We start from the raw sequence: 12925 nt of genomic DNA, 5'->3' as shown, positions 1-12925 counted from the left end.
TTTATCCACATCAAAAACATAAGAAAAAATTTATGAAGAAGACACTAATTCAAGGTGCCACTTTGGTTAATGAAGGCAAAGAATGGCAAGCTGATGTTTTGATTGAGCATGACCGAATCGTTAAGATTGATAAACATATCACCCCTTTAAACACACATCATATTATCGATGCACATGGTTTGTATTTGCTTCCCGGTATGATTGACGACCAGGTTCATTTTAGAGAACCAGGATTAACACATAAAGGCAGTATTGCTAGTGAATCACGTGCAGCCGCAGCTGGTGGTATAACAAGCTATATGGAGATGCCTAATGTAAATCCAGCAACAACAACGGTAGCCGCCTTAGAAGCAAAGTTTGATATTGCCAAACAGACTTCTTTAGCTAACTACTCTTTCTATTTAGGGGCTACTGAATCAAATATCGATGAAATTAAGGCGTTAGACCCTGCAAAACACTGCGGCGTTAAGGTGTTTATGGGGGCATCCACCGGCGATTTACTCGTTGAACACCCTCAGGTACTCGATGATATATTTAGCAGCAGTCCTGCGTTAATTGTCACACATTGTGAAAGTAGCCCAATTATTGCCGAAAACCTATCTAGGTTGCGTCAGCTTAAGAAAGAAATAACAATAAGTGATCATCCTGTTATTCGTGATGAAAGAGCGTGTTATGCTTCGTCTTCATATGCAGTTGATCTTGCTAAAAAATATCAATCGAACTTACACGTCCTGCATATCTCTACGGCGAAAGAGCTCGAACTTTTTAGTAAAGGCTCTGTATCTGGAAAAAATATCACTAGCGAAGCTTGTGTTCATCATTTGTGGTTTACCGAGGACGATTACAACACCAAAGGTAACTTGATTAAATGTAACCCGTCGGTTAAGTCTTCTGCAGACAATGCTGCACTTTTTGAAGCACTCAATGATGGCCGAATTGATATTATTGCAACTGATCATGCGCCCCACACACTTGCTGAGAAACAAACCGATTATTTGACATCGCCTGCCGGTTTACCCTTAGTTGAAAGTGCATTACTTAGTTTGTTTGACCATGTTGCCAATAACCTTATGAGCCTAGTACAAGTTGTGGAAAAAACAGCTCATAACCCAGCAATTAGATATAAGATTGATGGTAGAGGGTTTATAAGGGAAGGATATTTCGCTGATTTAGTATTAGTAAACCCTAAAGGCAAAACCCTGTCTCTCCATAATAACGCTCGATACCACTGTAAATGGACACCTTTTGACGGGCATACTTTTTCGGCAAAAATAGTGGGTACGTGGATCAATGGTTACCAAGTGTTTGACGGTCAGAATATTGTTGAACATCAAGCGGCTGCTCAGCGCTTAGCCTTTAACCACTAAATTTATTTTACACACAAGATCGAGACATAAACTATGTTTAGAGCAAACCCTGCCGGTTTTACGCCACAAGTATCAAGTACAGCCTATGTTGATCCTACTGCAATGGTTATTGGTCATGTCATTATTGAAGATAATGTGTTTGTCGGCCCTTATGCGGTAATCAGAGCCGATGAGATCGACCCTAATGGCAATATTTTACCTATAATTATTAAGCGTGATTCAAACATTCAAGATGGTGTTGTTATTCATTCATTGGCTGGTGCATCCGTAACTATAGGTGAACGCACGTCGATTGCTCATCGGGCAATTGTACATGGTCCATGCACGATAGGGGATGATGTTTTTATTGGATTTAATAGTGTGGTATTTAGAACACAAATTGCGAGTGGTTGTATTATTCGCCATACCTGTGTAATCGATAATATTGATTTACCTTATCCAGTGCATGTGCCGCCGATGTCAAACCTTGGCCCAGGGTTTGATTTTACGACCTTGCCAGAACTTACACCAGAATATAAGCAGTTTTCATCATCGGTTGTTGCTGCTAATGAATACTTAGTAAAAGGTTATAAGCGTATTTCATGACAACTAAAGAGCCTGAATTATTTGCCGTGCCAACCAATGTGATTACTGGATTTCTAGGGGTCGGTAAAACGACCGCTATTATGCATTTGTTATCACAAAAACCGTCAAATGAACGATGGGCAATTTTAGTCAATGAGTTTGGTGAAATTGGTTTAGATCGCAGTTTGCTTGAAGGCTTAACACCAACAGCAACCAATGTCTTTACTAAAGAAGTTTCAGGCGGTTGTATGTGTTGCGCTTCTAAAGTGTCAATGCAAGTTGCGCTTAATCAATTACTTTCAGAGGCTAAACCTGATCGTTTACTAATTGAACCTACTGGCATTGGGCACCCGAAAGAAGTACTTGAATTATTAAGTGCTGATCACTTTAAGAAAGTCATTCGTTTAGATAAAACCGTTACTTTAGTTGATGCTCGTCAACTAACCAGTGCTCGTTACACAAGTAATGAAACCTTTAAGCAACAACTCGAGCTTGCTGATCTCATCATAGCTAATAAAGTTGATATGTATAGCGAAAAAGATAAGCAAGCACTTACAAATTACTTACAAGCTAATCGGCTTTCTCCAGAAAATATCTATGAAACGCACAGGGCAAGTATGTTACTTAAGTGGTTATGTGGTCCATCACGTTTTGAACCCAAAACAAAGAAACTGCACAATCACCATACTGCTAAAGCACAAGAAAGCCTCCCAAAAAACGGTGTTATTAAAAAAGTAAATAACGGTGAAGGCTATCAAAGTGTTGGTTGGCGGTTTACTGAAAAGCAAATATTCAATCGTCAGGCATTGAAAGTATTTTTATCGCGTGTTGATGCGGTTAGAGTTAAAGGTGTTTTCATTACAAGTGAAGGTGTTTTTGGCTATAACAATGTTGCTAATCAAGTAACGGAGCTTGCATTAAATCATTGTGAAGATAGTCGGCTTGAAATCATTTGTGAGCAAATTGACGAGGTTTGGGAGCAGCATCTAATGAATACTATTGAACGTCATCAAAATACTCCATAGTATGCATTTTCATCGTATAGGCTGATGTCGCTATTTGATCTTCAAATAGCTCTGTTGATAAGGTACCTAATACCCAAATTGGCTCATAAAGCTCTGATAACGTTATACCTTGCTCGTATTCTACATAAATTATTTGATTGGGAGGCGGTGGAGGCATGTGTAAACATGCGCCAAAAAAAGGGACAAGAAAAAATGATGTAATAAGTTGTTCATCGTTAAAATCAACCGGTACCACAAAACCAGGTAAACGTATGTTTTTTCCATTCATACTGGCAATGACATTTGTGGAAATTAATGCTTGTTCGTACGGAGAATCTGCGAACTCATCTTCTTCAATTGCTCGCTGCATCGTGCTAGCTATTCTATCTTCAATTGAGCCATCTTCAATTTCAGTAATATAATCAGGTGGGTTAATTAACGCGTCAAAGTCACTAGTCGGCATTAGGTCAGGCCATTGAATTGAATGATATGTTAATTGGTGCTCGTTTTCTTGAGCGTTACTTTCATTTGTTTTTTCTTTCTCAACAACAGCTGGAGAATCGTTGGTTTCTTGTTTGATACAACCTACTGTTGTTATTAAGAAAAAACAGACGAATAGGGCTCGCATTACTATTATTTTAACCTCGAACTTAGACAATTGACTTTCTCTTTAAATGACTTTTTTTGCTCGAAAGAAGAATATTTGAGCATATAAAATCTGTTGTTATTGTTATAATATAACAATAAATGACTTTAGGAAGCTATGAATGATAGTAAATTTTAGTGACGTTAAATTTTCTTATTCTTCCTTAAAGGAAAAACCAGTTATTGATATTTTAAATTGGTCAATTCCTCAAGGAACTAAATATTTTATTTATGGCGGTTCTGGTAGTGGTAAATCGACATTACTCAATTTACTTTGTGGTTTGAAGCACCCTCAAAATGGCTCTATTGAGGTACTTGGTCAAAAACTCGAGTTGATGAGTAATCGACAAATTGATCGGTTTAGAGCGAAGAATATCGGCTATATCTTTCAACAGTTTAATTTGCTTAATTATTTTAACGCCATTGAAAATGTCCAGCTAGCTGTGACATTTTCAACATCTCACAGACAATCAATTAATGCTAGCCGAATAACCGATCTTCTTGTTGAATTAGGCTTAGCAAAAACCGATATTTTTAAGCCAGTTGAAGAACTGAGTGTTGGTCAACAACAGAGAGTTGGGATAGCGCGTGCGTTAATAAATAAGCCAAAACTATTGATAGCAGATGAACCTACTTCTTCACTCGATGAATCGATGAGAGATCAGTTTTTGTCGACGTTAATCGCAATGTGTGACGAAAATAAAACCACACTGGTGTTTGTTAGCCATGATAAAAGCCTAAAAAAGCATTTCGATATTGTTAAAAGCTTAGATGAATTTAATAAACAAAATGGAATGGCTAATGTTTATTAAACTGGCGATTAAAAGTTTGCTATACCGAAAGACTTCAGTGTTGTTTACGCTTTTAGCTATGTCGATGAGTGTATTTATTATGGTTGGCGTTGAGCATATTCGACTTCAAGCTAAAACAAGTTTTACCAATAGTATCTCTGGTGTTGACCTGATTGTTGGTGCGAGAACGAGCAATATTAATTTACTTCTTTATTCGGTTTTTAGAGTTGGCGAGCCTACTAATAATGTCAGTTTGTCATCATATCAAGCCTTGTTAGACGACACTAATATACGCTGGGCTGTACCGATAGCACTAGGCGATTCTCATAAAGGGTTTCGCGTAATGGGCACTACTAATCAATATTTTGAGTATTTTAGTTTTGCGAATAAACAGTATTTATCTTTAAAAAAAGGTACTGAGTTTAAGGAACTTTTTGATGTCGTAATAGGTTCACAAGTAGCCAATAAACTGGGTTACGTTGTTGGCGATAAAGTTGTTTTGTCTCACGGCATAGGTGTAACAAGTTTTACACACCATGATCATTTACCCTTCCGTGTTTCTGGTATTCTATCGGCAACTGGGACACCTGTTGACCAAACCGTTCATGTCAGCCTTCAAGGTTTGCATGCAGTGCATTTGCCCAAAGCAAAGATTAAAAGTGTGCTTGATAGAAAGGGGAGTTCCTTGACTATGCTTGATGACTTCATTCCTCAATCAATCACATCAGTGTTTCTTGGTTTAAAATCAAGGATAGCTGTTTTTCAAATTCAACGAAAAATAAATAGTAATCCCAATGAGCCTTTGTCTGCTATTTTACCTGGAGTGGCACTAAGTCAATTGTGGCAAACGATGTCAATATTCGACAATGTGCTGCGACTTATATCACTGCTTGTATTTATCTCTTCATTGTTAGGGTTAACAGCAATGCTATGTTCGTCGATTAAAGAGCGTAGCCACGAGATCAAATTGTTAAGAATGATTGGCGCACCAGCAGGGTTTATATTTTGGTTTATTGAATTAGAGGCTTTGTTGATTGCTTTTCTAGGTTCTTTGGTGGCGTGTAGTGCGCTCAGTTTTATGTTGCTTTATGGGCAAAGTTATTTAATTGACCACTATGGTGTTGTGATTAGCGCTAATATCTTGCAAAGCATGTCTTTAGTTGTAAGTGGTTTATTTGTATTGCTTGTCTTTAGCGCAGCATTAGCCCCCGCATTAATTGCCTATAAAGAAGCAAAAACATAGGCTCCTTTGGTTAATGATATCTGCTGCTAAAACCGTTTAAATGTAATGAAAATGGCGGCGGATAGTATAATTAGTGAACATGTCTAATGACAGTTGCCGAATTCGCTTAAATCAAACGACATTGTTTCAGTATTACTTGCACTGACAATGAGCATATTGCCTTGTTTATGAAAATCAAAGTCTCTTAGCCAGTCAATTTTTTGGATCAGTGTTAAGTCATAAAAAGATAACGTTTTTGGGCACTGTATGAAAAAAGAGTGATAGGCAGAACCCATAGCACCAGGATCAGATGTCAGCACATAAATACTCATGTTGTCATAATGCTTTGCTCGATGTTTTTCTTCGAGTGACGCACCAAAGCCCATGGTTAACAGGCCCATTGATAAGAATAAAAATTGAAGTGCACCAATAGTAAACACAGAAAGAACAATAGGGTAGTACAGCAACTTAGCTGGAATGAGTGTTTTAAGTTCTTCCTTATAACGTGATAGGTAAGCTAAACCAATCGTCACAGCGATGCACTTGATAACTAGTAACCAGTCGCCGATAACATCCATAAATAAAGGAGAGTACCATTTTACTCCCCATAATGGTTGTGAATAACCACTTTCAATAAACGGAATAAAAATTAAGGCTAAAATTAGAAACGCGATGCGCACTGTTGATAAACCCCTTTACCACAAAAAATATATGCCAGTTTAGCCGCAGTGTTCAATAGACTAGCGAAGTGACTATTGAGGGCTAACCAATAAATTCAAAACTAATGCCGATGGTTCGCATGTATTTTTGCTCTGCGAGCAAATCCGCTTCGATAAGCGGTTTATCTGCTAACCAATCTTGTTTCAATTTAATTTTCAATGTTTGGTCATTGGCACTTATTTTAAGGTTTGGTAACTCTGATAGTTGCCTTTGTTGGCATAAAAGAACTGACAATCTGATGATTGCACCAATACGTTCTATTTTTTCTCTATCAAGTAAATACCATTGCTGATCAGCTGCTGGCGTGATTTTTTTTCGATGATTACCTATGAGCCAGGCTAATGCTTGTTGTTGTTCTAGGGTAAAGCCAGGTAAATCAGCGTTAGCAACAATATATTGGCTATGCTTGTGGTAGCTCGAAGGATTTATATCAAAACCTATCTCGTGCAAATACACAGCGCCCTGCATTAACGTGTGATAAATGTCTTTGTGTAGCTTCCAATCCTTTTTTATTTCTTGATAAAAGGTTTCGGCGAGCTCAAGAACTTTTTCCGCTTGTTCAATTTCGCTATTAAAGCGTGTAGTCAGTGATAACACAGCAGTTTTGCGGACATCTTCGTATTGAGACAGCTCAAATTGCTCATAAAGCACACCTTCGCGCAGCGCATAGTCACAATAGTTGAGTTTTTTAATTTTCAACATGTCGACAACAGCAATGAGTATCGCTAAACCTGAGCACAAAATGTTACGTCGACTTTCTTTTAAAGGTGATAATGTAATTTGATCAACATGCTGACAAGCAATGAGCTTGTCTTTAAGTTGATGGAGATCGTCTAGGGTTATCGCACTCGGAAACTCGTGCTCAGCGTTAACCAGGTTATAGATACTTTTTATTGTGCCTGATGTGCCTAAACATTCCTGCCAGCCAACTTTTTTGAAACGTTTCACATGTGCTTCAAGTTCTTGACGAACTGCTAAAATGGCTTTGTTAAACGCTTTTGAGGTAATGTCTCCGTTAGCAAAAAAACGTTGCTGAAAACTGACACAACCGACATTTAAGCTGGTTAATGTTTTGGTTGCGTCATTCTCACCGATAACACATTCAGTAGAGCCACCACCGATATCAATGACTAAGCGCGTAATATCTGGCGTGGTGTAGTGAGCTACGCCTTGGTATATCAAACGCGCTTCTTCATGTCCTGATATCACTTCAATGTCGTAAGGGATAATCGCTTTCGCGTTGTTTAGAAAGTCGCGAGCATTAGTTGCTTGTCGCAATGTATAGGTTGCTACCGCTCTAAAATTTCCAGGTGTTAATTTACTGATACTTGGTGATAAATCACTTAACGCTTTAAGGCCTCGTTCGATAGCATGTTGATCTAACGTGAAATCTTCATTCAAGCCATCGGCAAGTTTTACTTGATATTTCTCTGAATGAACGGTTTGTAAATTACCATCAACTAGGCGAGCAAAAACGAAGTGAAAGCTGTTCGAACCAATGTCGAGGGCGCCAAAATAGTTTTCAGGAATCTCAATAGTTTCTTGTTCATTCATCGGTATAGCTTCGCTCAAGTATCGCCTTTAGTGATTCATCTTCTTGATTTTTAAGGTAGTCATAAATAGCCATTTGCGAACGTACAGCTTGTGGTTGGTTTTTGTCTAGGTATTTGTTTTTTTGATGCTTATCTATAAGTCGTGCTTTAACATTATCATTAAAGTGTAGTTCTAGTATATCCAAGATACGCTGTTTTGAGACGTTGTCATAAATAGGGCAGGCCACTTCAACACGCTCGTCTATATTGCGCTCCATCCAGTCTGCAGACGTAATCAGTACTTGCTTTTCACCTTGGTTGTAAAACACCATAACACGCGGATGCTCTAGGAATTGATCAACAATTGATATCGCCGTAATATTTTCGCTATAGCCCTTTACACCCGGAACTAATGTGCACATACCACGAATAAGCAACCGAATGTTAACACCGGCATTACTGGCTTGATAAAGTTTGTTAATTAAGCCTTTGTCATCAAGGTTATTAATTTTTAAATCAATACCTGCGATCAATCCTTTGTTAGCATTTTCTATTTCATTATCAATAAACTGGTACAGGCGACGTCTTGAGGTCAATGGCGAAACGATCAAATGATTAAATCGAAAGCGTTTATAACTATGAGAAATGAAAGAAAAGACATTTTCAACTTCTTGGCTTATTTCTTTATGGCAGGTGAACAAAGAGAAGTCAGTATAAATGCGCGCGTTTTTCTCGTGGAAATTCCCGGTGCCAATGTGGGCGTAATGCACCAGTTTATTGTCTTCTTCTCGAGATATTAAACAAAGCTTAGAGTGAATTTTTAATGACTCAATACCGAATTCAACATGAATACCAGCATCTTTCATTAAACGCGCCCACTCAATATTCGCTTCTTCGTCAAATCGTGCTTTAAGTTCAACAACAACGGTAACTTGTTTGCCATTTTTTACCGCTTCAACTAATGCGCTAATGATTTCTGAGTTTTTAGCAACGCGATAAATGTTAATTTTTATTTTTTTAACCAGCGGGTCGTAAGACGCTTGGCGAACAAACTCTGTGAAGTGTCTGAATTTATAATAGGGATAATATACTAAAATATCTTGAAGTTTGATTGCCTCAAACATTGAACTGGTAACTTTTACCGATGCAGATTCTAATGCAACAAGCTCTGTTTTTTCTAATGAACTATCACCTAAATTTGGAAAACCCGTGAAGTCTTTGAAATGACGATACCGAACACCCGCTACGAGATTGTCGGAATTCTTTATTTTAAGCTCTTTTCTTAGAAATTTGATCATATAGCCAGGCATATGACGATCATAACCTAGGCGAACAGGATCAGCTTTTAAACGTTGCTTTAAGCCTTTTGACATTTTGTCTAATAAGCTTTGGTCTATTTCATCGTTTAAGTTGTAGCGCGCATCTCGCGTTAATTTAATTGAGTAGGCGTCGATATGATCATAGTCAAATATGCCCGAAAAAATATCGTCTAAGAAATAATGAAGAATGTCGTCTAACATGACGATACGCTGCACAGCTTCATCATTATCCTTCGGTAAGATAATAAAACGCTTTAATTCCTCTCGTGGGATCTCAACTAGCGCATATTGCGTTATTTGGTTTTTATTGAGAGCAACTAACAGGTAAATACCGTCATCATCTAAACACTCTGCTAATTGTGTTTTATGAGAAATAATAATCGGCGTGATATGACGCAGAACCTGATGATCAAAAAAGGTTTTAAGCCAGATACGCTGTTTGCTGGATAATTTTTTGGCAAAGCTTTTCGACTTTTCATCATTAAAAACTAAATCAATATTATACTTTTCAAGTTCGGCGAAGGCCGCCGTTGCATATTGCTGAAATTGAGATGTGAGTAAATTTACTTTATCGCTGATCTTATTAAATAATACCGACCATTTCATATCCTCTGGCCGTTCAGTTTCAACATTTGCGGCTTCTAGCAATGATTGGCGATAAATATTTGCTGCGCGCACACGAAAAAATTCGTCTAAATTAGACGAGTATATACCGAGAAATCTGATACGTTCTATTAGTGGTACATTAGGGTCTGCTGCTTCTTGCAATACCCTTTCATTGAAGGATAACCAACTCAGTTCTTTATTGTAAAACGGGGCGTCCATATGACTTCTTAGTTATTATTGTTCGTTTATATCAACCATTAAGTCGTTTTCAATTGCTTCTAAAGCTTCAATTAATGGCTCTACATCTTGTTCACTGACAGAAATAATTACTTTAGCGGTAAACATTAACTGCCCTGAATGCGGCGCACTTTGCTGTTGTGAGACTAATTTAATTAAATTGCCATGGTGTTGGTGAACAACCGATGAAATATCTTGGATAATACCGGCTCGATCATTTGCTGTTAAAGAAAGGTTCAGTGTTTTCCCTTCGCCTGATGCTTTGTTTGGCGCGTCAACAAGCTGCAAGTTAAAGTGACTTAGCGCATTTAACGCACCTGTTAAATCGTTGTAGTAACTATCGTCGACTGATACTTCAATAATGCCGGCAAATTTGCCAGATAAGTGATGTAAGCTACTTGTTTGCCAGTTGCCATGGTGTGATGAAATAGTGCTCGAAAGTGTGTCAACTAGCCCTGGTTTGTCGTCACAAATAAAGGAGATTACTAAATGCTTCATAAGAGGATCCTATTTGAAAAGAGGCATATCTATTAATAGCGTTTATGTTAATCAATTGTCAATGCTGAATATGCCAAATAATTAACTGATTTTTGAAGATTTTATGAAAATTTGCGATGAATCAACTTAACTGTGTTCAACACTGGATAATTGCGATAACTCTTTATGAAGTTGGCTATCATCGCCGAGGTTAAGCTCGATCATTCTACGAAGGTGACTCATGCTATCAATATCCATCGCATTGCAACGTAAACCTAGCTCTTTTTCATTTTCATGCATAACAGCGACATGCATTTCTACATGGGTGTCGTCCGTTAAATCAAAGGCTAATGTCGCAATTTTTTTCACGAAGCTGTCGCCTAAGTTAGGGTGGGTAACTAATGCACCATTAAGTGAAATATCAAGTATTGAAACAAGGTATTGTTCGTCGTCAATGATGAGTTGGGCATCAATGGCAAACAAAATTCGTGTAAATTGGCGTCTATTCTCCATAACCGCAGATTTTTCTAACTGTTAAACATGGTTTAAGCATAGACAGTAAATAATAAAAAGGCACCTTTGAGGTGCCTTTACTTGATTATTTTTACATGATCTTTTTGTATTTAATACGATGAGGCTCTAATGCTGCTGGCCCTAAGGTCTTCTTCAGCCATTCGTCGTATTCACTAAAGTTACCTTCGAAGAAGTTAACTTGCCCTTCGTCACGGTAATCAATGATGTGAGTAGCGATACGGTCTAAGAACCAACGGTCATGTGAAATAACCATCGCACAACCTGGGAACTCTAATAAAGCTTCTTCAAGTGCACGAAGTGTTTCTACATCTAAATCATTGGTTGGCTCATCAAGTAGTAATAAGTTACCGCCTGTTTTCACTAATTTAGCTAAGTGAACACGGTTTCGCTCACCACCAGATAAATCACCAATAAGTTTTTGTTGATCATTGCCTTTGAAATTAAAACGCGAGCAGTATGCGCGTGAATTGATTTCATAACCACCAATTTGGATAAGATCGTGGCCTTCAGAAATTTCTTGGTAAACGGTGTTACTGTTTTCCATGTCATCGCGGAATTGGTCTACACTTGCAAGTTTAACGGTTTCACCAACATCTACTGTGCCTGAATCTGGTTGTTCTGCCCCTGACAACATTTTAAATAATGTTGATTTACCTGCACCGTTAGCACCAATAATGCCGACGATAGCGCCTTTTGGAATGCTAAATGATAAATCGTCAATCAACACACGATCACCAAAAGACTTGGTTAAGTTGTTCACGTCTAAAACTTTATCGCCTAAACGAGGCCCTGGTGGAATATAAAGCTCGTTAGTTTCATTACGTTTTTGGTGGTCTTGACTGGTAAGCTCCTCAAAACGTGCCATACGTGCTTTGTTTTTCGCTTGACGTGCTTTAGGGTTTTTACGTACCCATTCAAGTTCTTGTTTAATGGTTTTCTGAAGCGTTTTTTCGCCTTTAGATTCTTGTTCTAATCGCGCGTCTTTTTGCTCTAACCAAGATGAATAGTTACCTTCCCATGGGATACCTTCACCACGGTCTAGCTCTAGAATCCAACCAGCTACATTGTCTAAGAAGTAACGGTCATGGGTAATCGCCACAACAGTACCTGAATAGTCATGTAAGAAACGTTCTAACCAAGCAACTGATTCAGCATCTAAGTGGTTAGTTGGCTCATCAAGCAATAACATGTCTGGTTTTTGCAGTAGTAAACGACATAGTGCTACACGACGGCGTTCACCCCCACTTAGCACGCCTATTTTTTGATCCCACTCAGGTAGACGCAAAGCATCAGCGGCCTTTTCTAATTGGTTTTCTAAAGCATGACCATCGTGTGTGTTAATGATGTCTTCTAATTCGCCTTGCTCTTTAGCAAGCGCGTCAAAATCAGCGCCTTCTTCAGCGTATTCCATATAGACTTGATCAAGACGAGCCATCGCATTCTTAACAACAGCAACCGCTTCTTCAACAATTTCACGCACTGTTTTTTCTTCGTCTAACACTGGTTCTTGTGGTAAGTAACCAATATTTGTGCCGGCTAATGCTTGAGCTTCACCTTCAAACTCTGTATCAACACCCGCCATAATGCGTAGTAACGTTGATTTACCTGCACCGTTTAAACCTAGTACACCAATTTTCGCACCAGGAAAAAATGACAATGAAATGTCTTTGAGGATAGTGCGTTTGGAAGACGGAATAACTTTTGATACTCTGTTCATCGAAAAGATGAATTTATCTGGTAGAGCCATAAGGGAACCTTTTTTTAATGTCTAAAATAATTTTTCAATATTGTAGAGTATCAACCACTGAACAGTCCACTGATGGAAAAGGAATTGAGAACCAAAAAATGGTTAATGAAAGGGCTATTGAAGCTCTTATGGCTAAACATACATCACTAGATCGTGGTAA

Annotated in this window: 12 protein-coding genes; 5 read left to right on the top strand and 7 right to left on the bottom strand. The window is 38.2% G+C overall.

What is annotated here, in order from left to right; all coding sequences use genetic code 11:
• Window positions 1-32: 32 nt before the first annotated feature.
• Genes QQK02_RS09500 through QQK02_RS09490 form a run of 3 tightly spaced genes read left to right on the top strand, consistent with a single transcriptional unit; the run spans window position 33 to window position 2956 of the window.
• On the top strand, window positions 33-1367 hold the full coding sequence (locus QQK02_RS09500) for a dihydroorotase (protein ID WP_284207773.1): 1335 nt from the start codon (window positions 33-35) through the stop codon (window positions 1365-1367).
• 33 nt (window positions 1368-1400) lie between these two features.
• Complete coding sequence (locus QQK02_RS09495; protein ID WP_284207772.1) at window positions 1401-1952, top strand: LbetaH domain-containing protein; 552 nt, start codon at window positions 1401-1403, stop codon at window positions 1950-1952.
• Window positions 1949-2956 (top strand): CobW family GTP-binding protein, encoded by a 1008-nt coding sequence (locus tag QQK02_RS09490; RefSeq protein ID WP_284207771.1) that lies wholly within the window; start codon window positions 1949-1951, stop codon window positions 2954-2956. The genes QQK02_RS09495 and QQK02_RS09490 overlap by 4 nt, the downstream gene beginning before the upstream one ends.
• Here the strand turns inward: QQK02_RS09490 and QQK02_RS09485 are convergent.
• Window positions 2928-3563 (bottom strand): DUF3299 domain-containing protein, encoded by a 636-nt coding sequence (locus QQK02_RS09485; RefSeq protein WP_284207769.1) that lies wholly within the window; start codon window positions 3561-3563, stop codon window positions 2928-2930. The two genes, QQK02_RS09490 and QQK02_RS09485, sit on opposite strands and share 29 nt — an antisense overlap.
• A gap of 139 nt (window positions 3564-3702) precedes the next feature.
• On the opposite strand from QQK02_RS09485, the gene QQK02_RS09480 reads away from it, so the two are divergent.
• Window positions 3703-4392, top strand: coding sequence for an ABC transporter ATP-binding protein (locus QQK02_RS09480; RefSeq protein ID WP_284207768.1), 690 nt, complete (start codon window positions 3703-3705; stop codon window positions 4390-4392).
• Window positions 4382-5614, top strand: a complete 1233-nt coding sequence (locus QQK02_RS09475; protein WP_284207767.1) for an ABC transporter permease — start codon at window positions 4382-4384, stop codon at window positions 5612-5614. Before QQK02_RS09480 ends, QQK02_RS09475 begins: the two co-directional genes overlap by 11 nt.
• 83 nt (window positions 5615-5697) lie before the next feature.
• Here QQK02_RS09475 and QQK02_RS09470 read toward each other — a convergent pair whose 3' ends face one another.
• The 6 genes from QQK02_RS09470 to ettA form a co-directional block, all read right to left on the bottom strand.
• Window positions 5698-6273 (bottom strand): hypothetical protein, encoded by a 576-nt coding sequence (locus QQK02_RS09470; RefSeq protein WP_284207766.1) that lies wholly within the window; start codon window positions 6271-6273, stop codon window positions 5698-5700.
• 82 nt (window positions 6274-6355) lie between these two features.
• Window positions 6356-7885 carry a Ppx/GppA phosphatase family protein gene (locus tag QQK02_RS09465; RefSeq protein ID WP_284207765.1) on the bottom strand — a complete coding sequence of 510 codons (1530 nt, stop codon included), beginning with the start codon at window positions 7883-7885 and terminating at the stop codon, window positions 6356-6358.
• Complete coding sequence (gene ppk1 / locus QQK02_RS09460) at window positions 7860-9989, bottom strand: polyphosphate kinase 1 (protein ID WP_284207764.1); 2130 nt, start codon at window positions 9987-9989, stop codon at window positions 7860-7862. Before ppk1 ends, QQK02_RS09465 begins: the two co-directional genes overlap by 26 nt.
• Before the next feature lie 15 nt (window positions 9990-10004).
• Window positions 10005-10505 (bottom strand): glycine cleavage system protein R, encoded by a 501-nt coding sequence (locus QQK02_RS09455; RefSeq protein WP_284207763.1) that lies wholly within the window; start codon window positions 10503-10505, stop codon window positions 10005-10007.
• A 126-nt stretch (window positions 10506-10631) separates the two neighbouring features.
• Window positions 10632-10997 (bottom strand): PilZ domain-containing protein, encoded by a 366-nt coding sequence (locus QQK02_RS09450; protein ID WP_284207762.1) that lies wholly within the window; start codon window positions 10995-10997, stop codon window positions 10632-10634.
• 91 nt (window positions 10998-11088) lie between these two features.
• Window positions 11089-12765 (bottom strand): energy-dependent translational throttle protein EttA, encoded by a 1677-nt coding sequence (gene ettA, locus QQK02_RS09445; RefSeq protein WP_284207761.1) that lies wholly within the window; start codon window positions 12763-12765, stop codon window positions 11089-11091.
• Window positions 12766-12925 lie beyond the last annotated feature (160 nt).

It is taken from the genome of Thalassotalea eurytherma (assembly GCF_030161415.1).
Lineage (GTDB): Bacteria > Pseudomonadota > Gammaproteobacteria > Enterobacterales > Alteromonadaceae > Thalassotalea_G > Thalassotalea_G eurytherma.
This window is presented reverse-complemented; position numbering and strand designations above follow the sequence as displayed.